The following is a 16,749-nucleotide window of genomic DNA, read 5'->3' on the forward strand; positions in this document are numbered from 1 at the left end:
CCATCGAAGCGATGAAGCAGCTTTTCTAGGGCGGGCGAGGACTCACCGGTACGCCCAGGCATGTTCCCGAAACGGGAAGCAGACCGCATCAAGGCGAGGAGCAGGATGAGTATTTTCTGCGCCTAGCCGCGTCGCCGGCCGAAAAGCCGCTGGGGCTGCACATTGCCGGCGGCCGCTGCAATCTTGCGGGCGCCGATCTGCCGCGCATCGTTGGCGGGATTTTCGGCAAAGTAGGCTTCGTGCCTTGCCGCTGGAGCGCTTTCTTCGGCCTCTGCCTCGAACCAGCCATCGAGCTGTTCGCGGCAGGCGGTACGGTTCATGGCGCCGATCAACGCTTCCGCATGGCTCGTCTCGCCGAAGGGCTCACGAAGATGCGGATACAGGGCCTGAAGCACGAAACCGGCATCGGTCGCCTGGACATCGAGCGCGACGAGGCTCGTCGCAAGCCGCTGTCCGGAAATATCGAGCAGGATGCGCTCGACGTGGGCGTCCTTGGTGCCGAGCGCCTGGCCGAGGACGCGCGAGAACAGGATGATCTCGCCGCTGCGGGCAAAGCGAACAAGCAATGCAGCATGCACGTCATTGATTGCCTCGGATGAGGCGGCCGGCGTGGGGTTGCGTGACCCCGCTCGCGCCAGGGTCTTGATCTCGTGCCTGAGCGCTTCTTCGCGGGCGGTGCGCAAGGAAGCGGCTGCAGCCTCCGGGTGTGTCTGTTCCGCCACCGCCTGCTTTGCCGCGCTGCTGCGCGCGGCAAGCCCGAGTGGATTGTGGTGCTCGACCAGGGCATCGACGACAAGAGGGGAGAGGTTGGGACGCCGCGCGATTGCTGCGGCATGTTCCGGCCCGCGCTCGCGGATGACCGCAATGAGAGTGCGGTCGGCTATCGCCTTCGAACGCGTCAGGAAAATCGCGGCAATCGAAATCGGCATGCCGCCGATCAATGCGGCGACTGTTTCGGGGATCTGCGAGCACTGGGAAAGGGCTGCCGCCGCCTGACGGCGCGCTTCGTTGCTGGAGCCGAGGAAGAGCGGTTCGAACAGTTCGGCAAACTGCTTCATATCGGATTTGCGGGGGATGCGCAGGCTTTCGAAACCGGTAACCGTCGCCATCAGGACAACGTCCTTCAAGCGGCCGGTCTGTGGCCTTTCCAACTCACGAAAGCGATCCGTCACGGTAATTCCCTGCACGCAAAACATGATCGCCGTTTCCGGTGATCCGGAAAGGCACACGTCGCAAAAATTAGAAGAAAAGCGTTAGCGCACTGTTAACTATGGATGTTGGAGCTTTATTCAGGCTTACGGCACATGCGTGGCGCGCGACAGGGCCGCCCATTCGCCCCGCTGGCCCCGCATTTCTCGGGGACATCCGCGGCATCAGCCATAAAAAATCCACATGCGGTCAGGAGTTATCGCGGCGACGGTCAAGGGCTCCGGACGCCCGCCGACGTTTGGAGGCCAAATGAAGAGGGGCCTCTGCATGGGAGATATGGAACTGTGAAGAAATTTATCCTGCGCGCAGCGGCGGTCTGTGCGCTCCTCGCGGCCCCGGTTGTCGCCGAGGCTGCCGAAGGCTTTGCCACTGCCAATGTGAACATGCGCTCCGGTCCGAGCACCCGCTATCCGGCGGTATCGATGATCCCGGTCGGCGAATCGGTGGAAATCCACGGATGCCTTGCAGATCTGCCGTGGTGCGATGTCTCGTTCTACGGTGGGCGCGGCTGGGTCGCCGGGCGTTATGTCCAGGCCGACTATCGCCGCAATCGCGTTTACGTCGAGCCCCGCTATTATCGCTCGCTCGGAATTCCAACGGTCGTCTTCCAGTTCGACAACTATTGGGACCGCAACTACCGCGGTCGTGACTTCTATCGCGAGCGCGATCGTTGGCGCCACGGACCGGATTGGGTCGACGACCGCCGGAATCGTCGCGACTGGGAGCGCCAGCGCGAGCGCGACCGCCGCGACTGGGAAAGTGACCGCCGCCGCGAGCGCCGGGACTGGGAAACCGGTGAACGTGAAGACGAGTGGCGGCGCCGCGAGAGCGAATGGAACCGCGAGCAGACCGTGCGTGAAGAGCGCCGCGAATGGGAACGTCGCAGCGACGGCGTGCGCGTTCGCCAGAACGATGACGGCATCTACGAAGGCGCCCGCCCGGCACCGTTTGTTCGGTGCCAGTTCGACGATCCGAACTGCGAAAACTGACGTGGAGCGCCTGAAACGGCGTTCTTGCGTTGGACTGGAAAACGGGCGGCTCTGGCCGCCCGTTTGCTTTTCGGCGCTCCGGTTTTCTGCAGCTTCTGGCGGAACCAAACGCCATCCGGAGCGTTGAGACGGCGCAGACAAGGGAGCATTGTAATGGTGGAAAAGAAACTGGAGGCCGTGCAGACAGTCAGCGAAAACGTTTCGCAGGCGCAAGCGCGTGCTGAGGTTGATGTGCAGATTGCCGAACTGCGGGCGGAAATCGCCCGGCTGACCGAAGCAGTCTCTGCGATTGGCAGCGGCACGAGGGCAGTCGTGCAGGGCGAGGCGGAGTTGATGGTGGAACGCGTTCGCGAGCGCGTGCGCGAGGAGCCTCTGTCGACGCTGGTGGCGGTTGCCGGGGTGTCGTTTCTGTTTGGCCTGATCTCGCGACGCTAGCGAAAAGCCGCGGTTTGCGAACCGCCGCTCCAGGTTGTTACCTCGGATACATCTCGGGGGCTCGTCTGGCGAGATAATGAATCTAGGTTGGTGTTGCAGCGGTGTATTAGCAATCTGTTAACCAGCCTATGGCTCAATCGGGGCGGACCCGTTATCATCGGGCTGCGTCGTGTGAACCAGAAGAGCAACATCCGGGCGACCGGAAGAAGGAGCAAACGAGAAAAGCGCGCCTGTCCAGGCAAGGCCTGGAAAAATGCGCTGGCCCGAGAGGGCAGGGTGAAATCTGTACGGTAGTTCATCCGTCTCAAGACTTTGTGGAGACGAGCATGGCAGACGTGATCAGAATTCAGGACCGAAAGGTTCGCGTACCGCCGCGTAGACCGCCGGCCATATCGGGCGGGGCCAAAGTGCTTCTGTTTACCGGTATCCGCTACGAACGCCTCGACCGCGACCCGCAGCCGACGGCACCCGATGGACGCCGGATCAAGAAGCAGTAACGTTCGATTTCCCGCATCGGCGGCCGGTTACGACCGGGCGCGCGTCCTTGGCCCGAAACATCAGGGTCCTTCACCATAACTCCTGCACTGAACGTAGTCTTTGCGTTGGCTGTCTGCCGCACGCAGCCGCGACTGCGTGGTCAGATGCCTTCACGTCCGAAGCATCTAGAGCGCCGTGCGTTCAAATGAACGCACTAAGGTCGCTCTAGCACTTTGTTTCTAGAGCATCTTTCCGCTTTCAAGTGATTCCACTTGAAAGCGGGATACTCTAGCGCCGAAATGGCTCGCAGCTTGATTCCGCAAGGAAATTGCGGACCTGCTCCTCGAAACTGTCGACGGGCGCCATCGCTCTCAAAACGGCATAGCCGTCCTGTTCCTTCATCTCCACCATGATCGATTGTGCCAGCGCCTCCGGCGGAGACTTGCGCAGTTCCACCAACTGGATCGGCGTCGCGACGACAAGATCGAGCTTGCCGTTGACCGCCGTGTGGTCGTTCATGCTGAAGACTTCGTTCGAATTGCTGTCGAAGACCGCGAGCGACCAGAACGGCACGCTGCCGCTGGCGAGGAAGCGCGCCGGCCCGTCCGAGATCGAGAAGCTGCAAACGGCCGCCCTGAGATAGGGATCGTCATTGGCAAGGCCGGTCGACCCCGGCGTGCTCGTCAGCGCGAAGAAACTGTCCATCTCGAGCAGCCCCAACACGCGGGTATAGGCGTCGCGGCCGGTAAATTGCGGCAGCGACAGGATGATGATGATGTGCAGCAGGGCGGCGCCGACGAGGCCGAGGACCGTGGCGAAGAGAACCTTACGCATCGCCGCACCCGGTCTTGGTGATAACAGGCATGGCGAGGTCGATCAGGCCCGAGGAACCCGCCGTCGGCGTGTCGAGCAGCGTCAAGACCAGCCGGAAGGTCCCCGCATGGCGCACGGCCAGCCAATTGTCCGGCTGGGCGTTCGGCGACACATGGATCGTGAAATTGCTGTTTTCGCTGCGCAGCACCGTCCAGGAATTGAGGGCCGAGGGCAGGTCGGAGCCGGGACGCAACGGCAGGCCGTTGGCATTCGCGGCATAAAGCGTCCAGAAGCGAGCCTGCGGCGTCAGCCCCGTGACGTCATAGGAGCAGGTCGCCTGGAGCTTCTGGCCCCTGTCGTCGGTCTGCGCGCTGAACATCAATCCTTCGGCGCCACCGTACAGAAGTTCCCCCGCGCGCGCCCGGTGTGCCTTGGCATAGGGATCGGCATTGATCGTCTGCGCTTCCGGAAAAGCGACCCACGGGCCGATCGCGATCGAGCCGAAGCCGACGGTCGCCTTCAGCGCCCATACGGCCGAGGCAATGCCGCCGCCGAAGGCGATGGCAAGAGCGAGGGCGACGAGGAAGGGGATTCGAAACAAGGGCGGCTCTATCGGAAATCGTTCTGTGGCGGGGCAACATGGGGTTGCCTCCATATCTCGCCGAAATTGGCGCCCGGCGCAACGGCGACTGACGGGTCGCGCGCGGCCTCACGATGAGATGGATGCCGCGGGCCTGGCCGGGAGACTTTAGTTGCTGGCGGCATTGGGGTCCGTCTGTCCGGAGCGTTTTTCTTCGGCAGCGCCGAGGGCGGCGAGCCTGCCGCCGGCCTTTTCTGGCGCTTTCAGTGCTGGGGCCTTTTCGAAGGTCTCGCCGATCGTGCGCAGCAGGCGGGTGACCTCGGCCGACAACGAGCGCGGGCGGACGAGTGGCGGCAGGGCGTTCTCGTCCGGCTTGGCCGTCGCGACCTCTGGCTGCTTCGCCGGCGCCGTCGGGGCGGTGACGCCGGGGATAGCGCGGTGCTCGATGCCTTGCTCGGCATAGTCCATCAGCCGCTTGAAGGTCATCGCCGGCAGGGAGCCGCCGGTCATATTGTTGGTGGACGTGTAATCGTCGTTGCCGAACCAGACGGCGGTCGTATAGTCGCCGGTGAAGCCGGCGAACCAGGCGTCGCGATAGGCCTGCGTCGTGCCGGTCTTGCCGCCGACGACAATGCCGTTGTCGAGGGCGGCCTTGCGCGCGGTGCCGATGATCGGGATCTGCGTCAGCATAGAGTTCATCGATGTATTTGCGGTTTCCGAAAGCACGCGCCGCGCCGGCGGTTCGTCACGCCCGAAGTCGTAAAGAATGTCGCCGTCATAGTTGAGAATCTGGCTGATCCCGTGGCGGCGCGACTGCATGCCGCCGGCCGGAAACACGGCATAGGCGGTCGCCTGATCGAGCACGGTGACTTCCGATGTGCCGAGCGGCATCGTCTTGTCGGTGCGCAGCGGTGTTTCGATGCCCATGTTCTTGGCGGTCTGGGCGATCAGATCGGTGCCGAGTTTGTCCTTGGCGAGGCGCACGGGGATGGTGTTGATCGACTTGGCGATCGCCGTCAGGATGGTGATGCGACCGGCATAGCTGCGGCCGTAGTTCTGTGGTGACCAGCCGCGCCAAGTGATCGGTGCGTCGACGACGACCGTTTCCGGCGTCATGCCTTTTTCCATCGCCGCTGCGTAGGTGTAGACCTTGAAGGAAGAGCCTGGCTGGCGCAACGCGCGGGTCGCCCGGTTGAACTGGCTTTCGCCGTAGTCGCGGCCGCCGACCATGGCGCGCACCGCGCCGCCGTTTTCGATCATGACCAGCGCGCCCTGCTTCACATGGAAGCTCTCTCCATATTGGCGCAGGCTCGATTCCACCGAGTCCTCGGCAGCGTTCTGCAGGCCCATGTCGATCGTGGTGCGCACGATCAGCGAATGCTGCGCGAAGGGACGGGCGATGCGCTGGACTTCGTCAAAGGCCCAATCGAGGAAGAAGTCGGGTGCCTTCACCTGGGCGCGATCGATCACGGTTGCGGGAGTGAGCCGCGCCGCAATCACCTGCCCCTCCGTCATCAGCCCGCCCTGGACGAGGTTGCTCAGAACCTCGTTGGCGCGTCCGCGCGCGGCCGGCAGGTTGACGTGCGGCGCATAGCGGGCGGGCGCCTTGAAGAGGCCGGCGAGCATCGCCGATTCCGCCAGGCTGACATCGGTGATCGATTTGCCGAAGTAGAACTGGGCTGCCGCAGCCGCGCCGAAGGTGCCGCCGCCCATATAGGCGCGGTCGAGATAGAGCCTCAGGATTTCTTTCTTCGAAAGGTTGCATTCGAGCCAGACGGCAAGGAAGGCTTCCTTGATCTTGCGCTCGATCGTGCGTTCGTTGGTGAGGAACAGGTTCTTGGCGAGCTGCTGGGTCAGTGTCGAGCCGCCCTGGACGACACCGCCGGCGCGAGCATTCTCGGTCATCGCGCGGGCAAGGCCGAGGAAGTCGATACCCCAGTGGTCGAAGAAGCGGCGATCTTCGGTCGCCAGCACCGCCTTGATCAGATGGTCAGGCAGTTCGTCGATCGGCACGGAATCTTCGTGAATGATCCCGCGGTGGCCGATTTCATTGCCGTAGCGGTCGAGGAAGGTGACGGCGAAGTCGCTCTGGGCGCGCCAGTTTCCCTTGGTTTCCTCGAAGGCGGGAAGCGCGAGCGCCAGCATCAGCACGGAGCCGACGGTGCCCCAGTTCATGCCTTCGCCGAGCACCTCGAAGACGACCTTTTTCCAGCCTGTGACGCGGAAACGGCGGAAGAAGATGGTGGTATCTTCCCACCATTGCGACAGCTTGAAGCCGGCATTCCAGACCGTGGAATCGATCCAGGAGTCGACCCTGAGAAAGATGTGCCGTTTTTTCGGCCGGTTATCGTCTTTCCTCGGTTCCCGCACGTCTCAACGTCCTGAAGGCTTTGTGGCATCATGCCGGCGCCGGGCAATATTTGCACGACGTCAAATTCCAATCTACTTGCATATCGCGCCGCCGGCCTTAAAAAACCGGCAATTTTCTGCGAAATTTCTGTATCGCGGGCTATTTGACGAAAGTGTGATGACGATGGGCGAAATGCCTTTCTGGAAGGCGAAAAGCCTTGAGGACATGACCAATACGGAGTGGGAAAGCCTTTGCGACGGCTGCGGGCTCTGTTGTCTGAACAAGCTGGAGGATTGGGATACCGGCGAGATCGCCTGGACCTCGATCCGTTGCACCTTGCTCGATGGCGAGAGCTGTCGTTGCAAGGACTATGAAAACCGGCAGGCGACGGTGCCCGATTGCATCCAACTGACACCCAAGGCCGTGCGCGAGATTACCTGGCTGCCGCCGACGTGCGGTTACCGCCTCGTTGCCGAGGGGCGCGATCTCTATTGGTGGCACCCGCTGGTTTCAGGCGACCCGGACACGGTTCATGCTGCAGGCATTTCGGTGCGTGGCCGCACCGTCGCCGAGGATGGCATCGATATCGAAGACTATGAAGATTATCTCGTCACCTGGCCGCTGGAAGTGGGACAGGAAAGCGTGGATTGAGAGGGGACCGGCCGGCGCTTCGCAATCGCCCTGAGAGCGGAGCGCTTTGCATTCCGGCGAGGCGGCTATCCGCTTTTCGAGCCAGCGTAATGCGCGTCGCGATCTTTCAGATTCGCGCCTTGCGCTTTAAGTTTTTGATATTTCGCATGTCGTTATCGCAAAACCGCTGCCCACTTTTGCGTGACAGGCTTTAATGGCTGCCACCGTTCTTCTTGACGAGGTTTTTCGGCGCGACGTTACGCCAGGCGGTTTCCATCGACTGGCGGACGAGACCTTCGTCCGCTTCGACGAAGTAGAATGAGGTCCAGCCGCGGTCTCCCCAGCCGCCGGGCACGGCAGCGCAGACCCCGGGCTCCATTTCCAGAAGCATGCGCTGCTGGTCAGGCGTGAATTTGAAGACCGCGCGACCCGCTTCCGGCAAGCTCATAAAAATGCGCTTTCCCACCCGGAAGTCCCGTGTGCCGAAATGCGCGTTTTCTTCCGTTCCCGGCAAGCTTAGCGCGAGTTTTTCGATCTCTTCGGTTAGCATTCGGGAAGAGTAACATGGTTTTTCCGAATGGCCAAAAGGCTGAAAATCGCCACAAAAATCGAAGGGCCGCAGCATTTGCCACGGCGCCTATCCGTTCGAGCGGCGACGGAACACGCGGCATTGCAGGACGTGTTTCATCCCGACCCGAAGGTTCAACTCCGTGTTGCGTCTTCTCTATGTTGGGAGGGTCATGGCGCGCGACAATCGATGCGCCGTTGACAGGCGTTACTCAGCCGGTTGGATCGGCTTCGGGGTGCTTTCGCCGGCAGCGCGCATGGCGCGCCATTCGTTTTCGAAACGGTCGAGCAGCGATTGCGGTACTTTGGACTGCTGAGATGCGGGCTGGTTGTTGGCGAGCGTCTGCATCCGATCCTCCCGGGCCTATGACGGTTTCATGACGTTTGATGCGGCGGACAATTTCATATCGTAAAGACTTTGTAAATCAGTGGCTTAAATCATTTAAACGATTGAAAAATATTTAAATCGATTAATTTTTCGTTGATCCACAGCCGTCCGTCAATTCACAGATGTGGTAGTTCAGATGCGACTAAATTGGCTGTTCTTTTGAAGTAATTTTGCGAACGTCTATTCTTTGTACGCGAACGCCAAGCTTCACGTATTCAGGCACGAATAGGATGTGCCGAACGTCGGCACGCTTGCACGCTAGGGGGCGAAAACCATCGCTATGAAATCGAAGGGTGTCAGTGGCTTAGCCTGGCTGCCGGAATCGGGCTGCGATCGACTTGACTCAACCTCGCAGGGTGTTGACTCAGTTTTCGAACGATCGCCGCCAAGGGATTCAAAGGAATCGGGAATCGCTTCCTGCTTGATGTGCTGTCTCAGTGTTCGGGCTATGGCGGATGCCCTGGCCATCGCGACGCGCGAGCCTATGACGACGTCTGAAGTCTAGCGAAACATACTTAACAAAAGGCTGCCACGACCAAGGCCGGTGAGCTTCAAGCTCTGTTCTCCCAGCAGCCGCGCAGATGAAACTGTCGCATGAAGTGGCTATCGCTTGCCGAACGAGGGCCTTGGCCCGGGTTCCGTCAGGGATGGAATTGCTGCAATCTAGGGTCGGAATTCCAGTTGAGTCTGTGGGTTTTCCAATGGGTTCCTGGTGGCTCGGAAGGCCGACATTCATTTGCCATTCAGCCTCATTCGGTTATTGCTTCTGCCATGATGCTTCCCAAGTCGAAAGTGCGTTCATGTCTTCACCAGTGATCATAGCCGCGCTTGCTGCAGGCCTCGCGGGCTTCAGCCCGCCTGCGATCAACGTGCCGTCGGATAATGTCGTCCGTGTGGCCGGCGATTGCAGCGCGGCCGCTGCACAGGTGGTCGCCGACACCGGCGGCGAGTTGTTGTCGGCACAACCGACGTCCGATGGCCAGTGCGTGATCACGGTGCTCGTTCCCGGTAACGGTGGGCGACCGAAAAAGGTGACCGTCAAGGTGCCGATGTAAGCGATCCCTGCAGTACCGTGCGTCTTGTCCGATGCGAAAAGGTCGCTGCAGTGCTTTGAATGCCTGCATGTTTCTGTCCTTAAATCGGCTAGGATTTAGCGAAACAAGCAGCGGGGATGGCCGCGAGAGGAAGTAGAGGCGAATGCGCATTCTGATTGTCGAGGACGACGCCAACCTGAACCGGCAGCTCGCCGAAGTGCTGAAGGAGGCCGGCTATGTCGTCGATCAGGCCTATGACGGCGAGGAGGGGCACTATCTCGGCGATGCCGAGCCCTACGATGCCGTGATCCTCGATATCGGCCTGCCGGAGATGGATGGCATCACGGTTCTGGAGAAGTGGCGCGGCGATGGCAAGACCATGCCGGTGCTGATCCTGACGGCGCGCGATCGCTGGAGCGACAAGGTCGCGGGCATCGATGCCGGCGCCGACGACTATGTCGCCAAGCCCTTTCATGTCGAAGAGGTTCTCGCCCGCATTCGCGCCCTGATCCGTCGTGCTGCCGGCCATGCAAGCTCGGAGATCGTCTGCGGCCCGGTGCGCCTCGATACCAAGGGTTCCAAGGCAACCGTCGATGGCGTGGCCCTCAAGCTGACGTCGCACGAGTTCCGGCTGCTTTCCTATCTCATGCACCACATGGGCCAGGTCGTTTCGCGCACGGAACTGGTCGAGCATATGTACGACCAGGATTTTGACCGCGATTCCAATACGATCGAAGTGTTCATCGGCCGGCTGCGCAAGAAGATCGGTAACGACCTGATCGAAACGGTGCGCGGTCTCGGATACCGAATGCAAGCGCCGGGCAATGGCAATTAGATCGCTCACAGCCCGCGTATTGGCGGTTTCCACCGTCTGGGCGGTCGTCGCCCTGGTCGTGATCGGCGTGGTCATTTCCGAACTCTATCGGCAGGGCTCCGAGCGCGGCTTCAAGGACCTCTTGCGCGCGCAGCTTTTCAATGTCGTCAATTCGATTTCGGTCAACGAGAAGACGGTCCTCTCTGGAAGCCCGCAGCTCGGCGATCTCCGCTTTTCGCAGCCGCAGACCGGCTGGTACTGGATCGTCGATCCGATCGGCGAATTCGACACACCGCCCTTGATCTCGACGTCACTCGGCAACGGCAAGCTGCCGATCGCCAGCGTCGATGAGGTTCCGTTCGACACCGGCTACGTCCGGTTCTACACCACCAAGGATCCGTTCGGTAACGAGGTCGAGGTGTCCGAGACCGAGGTCGTGCTCGACATTCAGGGCCACACCGCGCGTTTTCGCGTGGCCGGCAACCGTGATGTCCTCGAAGCCGACATCAATCGCTTCACCCGAAACCTGACCATCGCGCTCTCCATCTTCGGTCTTGGCGGTCTCGGGATGAACGCGCTGACCATCCTCTTCGGCCTGCGTCCGCTCGATCAGGTCCGTCGCTCGCTGGAGAAGATCCGCACCGGCGAAAGCGAGAGGCTCGATGGAGCCTTCCCACGCGAAATCCAGCCGCTGGCCAACGAAGTCAACGCGCTGATCGACAGCAACCGCCGCATCGTCGAGCGTGCGCGCATGCAGGTCGGCAACCTCGCGCATTCCTTGAAGACCCCGATCGCCGTGCTCCTCAACGAGGCCCGCGTGCTGGATGCGTCGCACGGCGAACTGGTGCGCAGCCAAGTCGATGCGATGCAGATGCAGGTTCAGTCCTATCTCAGCCGCGCGCGGATCGCGGCGCAGCGGGAATCCGTCCTGGCGAGGACCGAGGCGCAGCCGGCGCTCGAACGCCTGGTTCGGGTGATGCGCAAGCTCAACCCGGAAAAGCAGGTCCATCTGTCAATCAACCCGCCGGGATTGGTGCTCGCGATGGAGTTGCAGGACGTCGAGGAAACCGTTGGCAACCTGCTTGAAAATGCCGCCCGCCACGCCCGTGGCGAGGTGTGGCTGAACGTGCGGCCGGCGCCGGTCGAGCTGCATGCGAAGGAACCCGGGAGGCAGTGGATCGTGCTCGACATCGATGATGACGGCCCGGGGCTCAATCCCGACCAGATTGCGCTGGCGATGAAGCGCGGCAAGCGGCTTGACGAAAGCAAGCCTGGAACCGGGCTCGGGCTTTCGATCGTCAGCGAGATCGTGCGGGAGTATCAAGGCACCATTACGCTGTCGCGACGGGACGAAGGGGGCTTGCGCGCGCAGCTCCTGTTGCCGGCCGCGGCCTAGAGCAAGATGAGGATGGGCGTGCGCGGTTTCGTGATCTAGGTGTCACACCCGTGCTCGAAAATGTCACATCGGCAGGGCACGCCGTTGCCTCGGCGGGCGGGGAATGCCAAAAGAAAATCAAGCACAAGTCGTCATTTGACCCGAATGCATGGGGTTCTTGAATGCGGCTTCGGATAGGGATGATTGAGTGTCGCGGATCATGAGGAACCAGGCAGAAATGACACGGACTTTTGTCGTTGGCGGTAGGATCGTGGTGATCGCGTCGGCCGTGGCTCTTGCCGGTTGCGGCACCACCTCGGGCGGCAAGGGTGGTGTCGCCGGCCTCGGTTCGACCGCGACCCGCGGTGTCTCCTCGACAACCTACATCGCGGCGCTTCAGGGCGGCGTGATCGGTCGCCTTGCCGATCTCGATATCGGCACGTCCGACCGCCAGCGGGCGCTTGAGGCGGAGTATCGCGCACTCGAGGCGGCACCGGGTGGCCAGCCTGTGACCTGGAACGGACGCGGCGTCAGCGGTTCCGTCGTTGCGGCCGCTCCCTATCAGGTCGGATCGCAGAATTGCCGCCAGTACAGCCATACCGTGACGATCAAGACCCAGGCGAAGACGGCCCGGGGTGCCGCGTGCCGCAATCCCGACGGCAGCTGGACACCGCTGACCTGAGCGCAGCTTCTCTGAGGCGTCAGAGAGTTGCCAGGGGCGGGCTTGGTCGGCCGTTGCGGCGAAACGCCTCAAATCTCCGTCATGACGGGTTTTCGAGTTGGAATGGCATGGGCCTCATAGTATTGAGCGTCCATGTTGTTCTGGATCCTCGTCGCCACTTTGACGGCGGCCGTCGCCGCCGTGCTGATCCTCCCGCTGATGCGGGCAGGGGAAGCCCCATCGTCTCCCCACAGCCATGACATCGAGGTCTATCGCGACCAACTCGACGAACTGAAGCGCGATCAGGACAGCGGTCTGATCGGCAGCGACGATGCCGAGCTTGCGCGCGCCGAAGTGGCGCGCCGACTGCTGGCAGCCGGCGACAGCGATCGCGCTGTGGCGACGGCCGTTTCGTCGCAGCGCGGGGCCAATCGTCTGGCGCAGATATTCGTGCTCCTCTGTCTTCCCGCGGTTGGGCTCTGTCTCTATTTGCTGACCGGCAGCCCGGACGTGCCGGCGCAGCCGCTTGCCGCTCGTCTTGCCGATCCCAACGGCGATATCAATATCCTGATCGCCAAGGCCGAAAACCACCTCGCGGTGAACCCGAACGACGGTGCCGGCTGGGATCTGCTCGCGCCGATCTACATGCGCAACGGTCGCATTGAGGAAGCGGTTGGCGCCTATGATCGGGCGATCCGCTTGCTGGGGCCGACGCCGGCGCGCCTAGGCGGATATGCCGAGGCGCTCGTCGTGCAGTCCGACGGGCTCGTGACGACGAAGGCGCAGGAGGCGCTCCGGCAGGCGCTGACGCTCGACCCCAATGATCCGCGCTCGGAATTCTACCTTGCCCTCGGTCTCAAGCAGGAAGGCAAGAAGGAGGAGGCACTGACGGCGTTCAACAGGCTGGCCGCAACATCTCCCGCGGACGCGCCATGGCTGCCGCTGGTCAAGCAGCATGTGGCAGAGCTGACGGGCGCCGGCACCAGCAGTGCTGCCGCACCTGGCAATCCGAACGCCGAGGATGTCGCGGCCGCCGAGAGCATGAGCTCCGGCGATCGTCAGGAAATGATCCGCGGCATGGTCGAAAGCCTCGAAAGCCGCCTCAAGGAAAATCCGGATAACCTCGAAGGCTGGGCGCGACTGATCCGCTCCCATGTTGTCCTTGATCAACGAGACAAGGCCGCGGCAGCGCTAAAGGAGGGCCTGAAGACCTTCCCGGCCGATGGCGACGGGGGCAAACAGCTCCTGGCGCTTGCTCGTGAACTCGGGATTGCGACCGATGGAGTGACGCAATGACGCGCAAACAAAAAAGACTGGCGATCATCGGCGGTGGCGTCGGCTTCCTGGTTCTCGCAGCCTTTCTTGTCATGTTCGCCTTCAGCCAGGCGATCGCCTATTTCTACGTGCCGAGCGATCTCGCCAAGGCGAGCGTTTCTCCGGGCACGCGTATCCGCCTCGGCGGTGTGGTCGAAGGAGGGTCGGTGAAGCGCGGCGACGGCAAGACGGTCACCTTCACCGTCACGGACACGCTTGCCGGCGTGCCGGTAACTTACACGGGCATCCTGCCCGACCTGTTCCGCGAAGGGCAGGGCGTGGTGACGGAGGGAGCCTTCGTTCAAGGGAGTTCCGTCTTCGTGGCGGATACGGTTCTCGCAAAGCATGATGAGACCTATATGCCGAAGGACGTCGCCGACCGCTTGAAGGCCCAGGGCGTTGAGCTCAGTGGGAAGGAAACCATTAAATGATCATCGAGCTCGGACACTACGCGCTGGTCCTGGCATTGGCGACCGCGGTCATCCAGGCCGCTTTGCCGATCCTCGGAGCGCGGCTGAACGATCGCGGCTTGATGGAACTGGCGTCAAGCGCAGCGGTCGCCTGTTTTCTGCTGGTCGCCTTCGCTTTCGTCGTGCTCACCTTCGCCTATGTGACCTCGGACTTCTCGGTTCGCAACGTCTGGGAAAACTCCCATTCCCTGAAGCCGCTGATCTACAAGATCTCGGGTGTGTGGGGGAACCACGAGGGATCGATGCTGCTGTGGCTTTTGATCCTGACATTCTTCTCGGCGCTGGTCGCAGCCTTCGGGCGCAACCTGCCGGAAACGTTGAAGGCGAATGTGCTTGCGGTCCAGGCCTGGATCGCCATGGCCTTTGCGCTCTTCATTTTGCTGACGTCCAATCCGTTTGCGCGGTTGATCCCGGCGCCTGGTGAAGGCAAGGACCTGAACCCGATCCTCCAGGATGTCGGCCTCGCCATTCATCCGCCGCTGCTCTACCTCGGTTATGTCGGCTTCTCCGTCTGCTTCTCCTTCGCGATCGCGGCATTGATCGAGGGCCGCATCGATGCCGCCTGGGCGCGCTGGGTGCGCCCGTGGACGCTTGCCGCCTGGACGTTCCTTACTGCGGGCATTTCCATGGGCTCCTACTGGGCCTACTACGAGCTTGGCTGGGGCGGCTGGTGGTTCTGGGACCCGGTGGAAAACGCGTCCTTCATGCCCTGGCTCGCGGGCACGGCGCTGCTGCATTCGGCCCTGGTCATGGAGAAGCGCGAAGCGCTGAAGATCTGGACCGTGCTGCTCGCGATCATGACCTTCTCGCTGTCGCTGCTCGGCACCTTCCTCGTACGTTCAGGCGTGCTGACCTCGGTTCATGCCTTCGCCACGGATCCGACGCGCGGTATCTTCATTCTCGCCATCCTCGTCTTCTTCATCGGCGGCGCCTTCACACTCTTCGCCTTGCGTGTCTCGCATCTGAAAGCCGGCGGGATCTTCGCGCCGATTTCGAAGGAAGGCGCCCTTGTCTTCAACAACCTGATCCTGACGACGGCGGCCGCGACCGTGCTGACCGGCACGCTCTACCCGCTGGTGCTGGAGGCGCTCGCCGGCGACAAGATCTCCGTCGGTCCGCCGTTCTTCAACATGACCTTCGGTCTCTTGATGCTGCCGCTGCTCTTCGCGGTACCGTTCGGTCCATTGCTCGCTTGGAAACGCGGTGACCTGGTCGGCGTCGCCCAGCGGCTCTTCGCTGCGGTTGCGGTCGGTCTCGTGTTCGGTACCGGCTACTATTACGCAATGAATGGCGGCCCGGTCCTGGCGCTCTTCGGCATCGCTCTTGGCGTCTATCTGATCGCCGGTTCCCTGACGGATCTCGCCTTGCGCTCCGGTCTTGGCAAGGTCGCGGGCAACGTTGCCTGGCGGCGCTTCACCGGCCTGCCGCGCTCCGCCTTCGGCACGGCGCTTGCTCATATCGGTCTCGGCGTCACCCTGATCGGCATCGTCGCCGTCACGGCGTTCGAAACCGAGACCGTGGTCGAGATGAAGCCCGGCATGACGGTCGATGCCGGCGGCTACACCCTGCGCTTCGATGGCATGCGCAACGGCAGCGGCCCGAACTACACCGAAGAATCCGGTCACTTTACCATCAGCCGCGGCGGCGCTGCCGTGTCCGAAGTCTGGTCGTCGAAGCGTCTTTATCAGGCGCGCCGCATGCCGACGACGGAGGCCGGCATCCGGACCTTCGGGCTCAGCCAGCTCTATGTTTCGCTCGGTGACCAGATCAGCGAAGGCGGTATCGTCGTGCGCATCTGGTGGAAGCCGATGATCCTTTGCATCTGGGGCGGAACGCTGTTCATGATATCAGGCGGTTTCGTGTCCTTGAGCGACCGTCGCCTGCGGGTCGGCGCGCCGACCCGGGCGAAGCGGCCGAAGACAGTACCGGTGGGAGCTGCCGAATGATCCGTCTGCTGCTGGCGCTCCTGCTGCTCCTCTCGCCGGTCGGCTCCGCCTTCGCGGTCAATCCGGACGAGGTACTCGCCGATCCCGCGCTGGAGGCGCGTGCCCGTGCAATCTCGGCCGAGCTGCGCTGCATGGTCTGCCAGAACCAATCGATCGACGATTCCAATGCCGAGCTCGCCAAGGACCTGCGGGTGCTTGTGCGCGAGCGCCTGGCCAATGGCGACAGCGATGAAGCGGTGATCGATTATGTCGTGTCCCGTTACGGCGAATTCGTGCTGCTGAAGCCGCGCTTCGAGACAAAGACGCTGATCCTGTGGGGCATGCCCGCGACCCTGCTGCTCGTCGGGGCGATCACCCTTGTCATTGCGGCCCGCCGGCGCGGCGCCCAGGCAAAGGGAACGCCGCTTTCCGAGGATGAAAAGGAAAAGCTGAAGAAGCTGCTTCAGCCCTGACGTCTGTCAAAAGCGACGTGGCGCAATTTGCCGCTTCGCGCTCCTCGTCTCCAGGCCAACATGTTGAAACCGTTGGGGATCTCTCCGGTTGGAGAGCGGAGCCATTTGTGATGGCCCACGCTTTGGAACGGGCTTGAGCAGTGTCCCTCTTCGCTGTCGCCGAACATTACCAAAAATTCATTTTCCGGACAGAACTCAGTAAGGTCCCATCCGTTACATCTTTCGTCATCGGCTAGACTTCCAGT

General features: G+C 62.0%; 18 protein-coding genes. 12 read left to right on the top strand and 6 right to left on the bottom strand.

Translation table 11 applies throughout. The features are described from left to right. Positions 1 to 122: 122 nt before the first annotated feature. Complete coding sequence (locus tag AC3WWH_RS05165; RefSeq protein ID WP_057250406.1) at positions 123 to 1,196, bottom strand: DUF2336 domain-containing protein; 1,074 nt, start codon at positions 1,194 to 1,196, stop codon at positions 123 to 125. A 297-nt stretch (positions 1,197 to 1,493) separates the two neighbouring features. Here AC3WWH_RS05165 and AC3WWH_RS05170 point away from each other — a divergent pair, with 297 nt between their 5' ends. The 3 genes from AC3WWH_RS05170 to AC3WWH_RS05180 all read left to right on the top strand — a co-directional run bounded on the left by AC3WWH_RS05170 (position 1,494) and on the right by AC3WWH_RS05180 (position 3,130). Then, on the top strand, positions 1,494 to 2,198 hold the full coding sequence (locus tag AC3WWH_RS05170; protein WP_082640651.1) for an SH3 domain-containing protein: 705 nt from the start codon (positions 1,494 to 1,496) through the stop codon (positions 2,196 to 2,198). Between the two features lie 153 nt (positions 2,199 to 2,351). Then, positions 2,352 to 2,633, top strand: a complete 282-nt coding sequence (locus AC3WWH_RS05175) for a hypothetical protein (protein ID WP_057250404.1) — start codon at positions 2,352 to 2,354, stop codon at positions 2,631 to 2,633. A gap of 326 nt (positions 2,634 to 2,959) precedes the next feature. Beyond that, a complete protein-coding gene (locus AC3WWH_RS05180; RefSeq protein WP_176707512.1) occupies positions 2,960 to 3,130 on the top strand; it encodes a hypothetical protein in 171 nt (56 codons plus the stop codon). A gap of 268 nt (positions 3,131 to 3,398) precedes the next feature. On the opposite strand, the gene AC3WWH_RS05185 is transcribed toward AC3WWH_RS05180, so the two are convergent. The 3 genes from AC3WWH_RS05185 to AC3WWH_RS05195 form a co-directional block, all read right to left on the bottom strand. Then, positions 3,399 to 3,944 (bottom strand): DUF1254 domain-containing protein, encoded by a 546-nt coding sequence (locus tag AC3WWH_RS05185; RefSeq protein ID WP_057250402.1) that lies wholly within the window; start codon positions 3,942 to 3,944, stop codon positions 3,399 to 3,401. Next, positions 3,937 to 4,524 (bottom strand): DUF1214 domain-containing protein, encoded by a 588-nt coding sequence (locus AC3WWH_RS05190; RefSeq protein ID WP_058320302.1) that lies wholly within the window; start codon positions 4,522 to 4,524, stop codon positions 3,937 to 3,939. Before AC3WWH_RS05190 ends, AC3WWH_RS05185 begins: the two co-directional genes overlap by 8 nt. Before the next feature lie 147 nt (positions 4,525 to 4,671). Beyond that, positions 4,672 to 6,873, bottom strand: a complete 2,202-nt coding sequence (locus tag AC3WWH_RS05195) for a transglycosylase domain-containing protein (RefSeq protein WP_058320301.1) — start codon at positions 6,871 to 6,873, stop codon at positions 4,672 to 4,674. Positions 6,874 to 7,036: 163 nt separating this feature from the next. Between AC3WWH_RS05195 and AC3WWH_RS05200 the strand changes: the two genes are divergently transcribed. Next, the gene (locus AC3WWH_RS05200; RefSeq protein ID WP_057251076.1) at positions 7,037 to 7,504 is read left to right on the top strand and encodes a YcgN family cysteine cluster protein; all 468 of its coding nucleotides are present in this window, start codon (positions 7,037 to 7,039) and stop codon (positions 7,502 to 7,504) included. A 190-nt stretch (positions 7,505 to 7,694) separates the two neighbouring features. Here AC3WWH_RS05200 and AC3WWH_RS05205 read toward each other — a convergent pair whose 3' ends face one another. Both AC3WWH_RS05205 and AC3WWH_RS05210 read right to left on the bottom strand, forming a co-directional pair. After that, a complete protein-coding gene (locus AC3WWH_RS05205; protein ID WP_057250396.1) occupies positions 7,695 to 8,033 on the bottom strand; it encodes an MmcQ/YjbR family DNA-binding protein in 339 nt (112 codons plus the stop codon). A gap of 225 nt (positions 8,034 to 8,258) precedes the next feature. After that, complete coding sequence (locus AC3WWH_RS05210) at positions 8,259 to 8,399, bottom strand: hypothetical protein (RefSeq protein WP_173515957.1); 141 nt, start codon at positions 8,397 to 8,399, stop codon at positions 8,259 to 8,261. 839 nt (positions 8,400 to 9,238) lie between these two features. Between AC3WWH_RS05210 and feuN the strand changes: the two genes are divergently transcribed. The 8 genes from feuN to AC3WWH_RS05250 all read left to right on the top strand — a co-directional run bounded on the left by feuN (position 9,239) and on the right by AC3WWH_RS05250 (position 16,504). Next, positions 9,239 to 9,493: a two-component system FeuPQ modulator FeuN gene (feuN, locus tag AC3WWH_RS05215; RefSeq protein WP_057250394.1), complete on the top strand. Its 255-nt coding sequence runs from the start codon at positions 9,239 to 9,241 to the stop codon at positions 9,491 to 9,493. A 142-nt stretch (positions 9,494 to 9,635) separates the two neighbouring features. Next, positions 9,636 to 10,307 (top strand): two-component system response regulator FeuP, encoded by a 672-nt coding sequence (gene feuP, locus AC3WWH_RS05220; protein WP_034789361.1) that lies wholly within the window; start codon positions 9,636 to 9,638, stop codon positions 10,305 to 10,307. After that, a complete protein-coding gene (locus AC3WWH_RS05225) occupies positions 10,297 to 11,682 on the top strand; it encodes an ATP-binding protein (protein WP_058320299.1) in 1,386 nt (461 codons plus the stop codon). The genes feuP and AC3WWH_RS05225 overlap by 11 nt, the downstream gene beginning before the upstream one ends. 217 nt (positions 11,683 to 11,899) lie before the next feature. Further along, the gene (locus AC3WWH_RS05230) at positions 11,900 to 12,343 is read left to right on the top strand and encodes an RT0821/Lpp0805 family surface protein (RefSeq protein WP_058320298.1); all 444 of its coding nucleotides are present in this window, start codon (positions 11,900 to 11,902) and stop codon (positions 12,341 to 12,343) included. Between the two features lie 132 nt (positions 12,344 to 12,475). Beyond that, complete coding sequence (gene ccmI / locus AC3WWH_RS05235; RefSeq protein ID WP_058320297.1) at positions 12,476 to 13,618, top strand: c-type cytochrome biogenesis protein CcmI; 1,143 nt, start codon at positions 12,476 to 12,478, stop codon at positions 13,616 to 13,618. Continuing rightward, complete coding sequence (gene ccmE, locus AC3WWH_RS05240; protein ID WP_058320296.1) at positions 13,615 to 14,067, top strand: cytochrome c maturation protein CcmE; 453 nt, start codon at positions 13,615 to 13,617, stop codon at positions 14,065 to 14,067. Before ccmI ends, ccmE begins: the two co-directional genes overlap by 4 nt. Then, positions 14,064 to 16,052, top strand: a complete 1,989-nt coding sequence (locus tag AC3WWH_RS05245) for a heme lyase CcmF/NrfE family subunit (RefSeq protein ID WP_058320295.1) — start codon at positions 14,064 to 14,066, stop codon at positions 16,050 to 16,052. The genes ccmE and AC3WWH_RS05245 overlap by 4 nt, the downstream gene beginning before the upstream one ends. Further along, complete coding sequence (locus AC3WWH_RS05250) at positions 16,049 to 16,504, top strand: cytochrome c-type biogenesis protein (protein WP_058320294.1); 456 nt, start codon at positions 16,049 to 16,051, stop codon at positions 16,502 to 16,504. The genes AC3WWH_RS05245 and AC3WWH_RS05250 overlap by 4 nt, the downstream gene beginning before the upstream one ends. Positions 16,505 to 16,749 lie beyond the last annotated feature (245 nt).

It is taken from the genome of Ensifer sp. EB106-03-01-XG145 (assembly GCF_058792075.1).

Excerpts from the sequence above, each read along its gene's own strand:
- AC3WWH_RS05165 (WP_057250406.1), bottom strand. The coding sequence starts at position 1,196 with ATGTTTTGCGTGCAGGGAATTACCGTGACGGATCGCTTTCGTGAGTTG.
- AC3WWH_RS05175 (WP_057250404.1), top strand. The coding sequence starts at position 2,352 with ATGGTGGAAAAGAAACTGGAGGCCGTGCAGACAGTCAGCGAAAACGTT.
- AC3WWH_RS05180 (WP_176707512.1), top strand. The coding sequence starts at position 2,960 with ATGGCAGACGTGATCAGAATTCAGGACCGAAAGGTTCGCGTACCGCCG.
- AC3WWH_RS05185 (WP_057250402.1), bottom strand. The coding sequence starts at position 3,944 with ATGCGTAAGGTTCTCTTCGCCACGGTCCTCGGCCTCGTCGGCGCCGCC.
- AC3WWH_RS05200 (WP_057251076.1), top strand. The coding sequence starts at position 7,037 with ATGGGCGAAATGCCTTTCTGGAAGGCGAAAAGCCTTGAGGACATGACC.
- AC3WWH_RS05205 (WP_057250396.1), bottom strand. The coding sequence starts at position 8,033 with ATGCTAACCGAAGAGATCGAAAAACTCGCGCTAAGCTTGCCGGGAACG.
- AC3WWH_RS05210 (WP_173515957.1), bottom strand. The coding sequence starts at position 8,399 with ATGCAGACGCTCGCCAACAACCAGCCCGCATCTCAGCAGTCCAAAGTA.
- feuN (WP_057250394.1), top strand. The coding sequence starts at position 9,239 with ATGTCTTCACCAGTGATCATAGCCGCGCTTGCTGCAGGCCTCGCGGGC.
- feuP (WP_034789361.1), top strand. The coding sequence starts at position 9,636 with ATGCGCATTCTGATTGTCGAGGACGACGCCAACCTGAACCGGCAGCTC.
- AC3WWH_RS05225 (WP_058320299.1), top strand. The coding sequence starts at position 10,297 with ATGGCAATTAGATCGCTCACAGCCCGCGTATTGGCGGTTTCCACCGTC.
- AC3WWH_RS05230 (WP_058320298.1), top strand. The coding sequence starts at position 11,900 with ATGACACGGACTTTTGTCGTTGGCGGTAGGATCGTGGTGATCGCGTCG.
- ccmI (WP_058320297.1), top strand. The coding sequence starts at position 12,476 with ATGTTGTTCTGGATCCTCGTCGCCACTTTGACGGCGGCCGTCGCCGCC.
- ccmE (WP_058320296.1), top strand. The coding sequence starts at position 13,615 with ATGACGCGCAAACAAAAAAGACTGGCGATCATCGGCGGTGGCGTCGGC.
- AC3WWH_RS05245 (WP_058320295.1), top strand. The coding sequence starts at position 14,064 with ATGATCATCGAGCTCGGACACTACGCGCTGGTCCTGGCATTGGCGACC.
- AC3WWH_RS05250 (WP_058320294.1), top strand. The coding sequence starts at position 16,049 with ATGATCCGTCTGCTGCTGGCGCTCCTGCTGCTCCTCTCGCCGGTCGGC.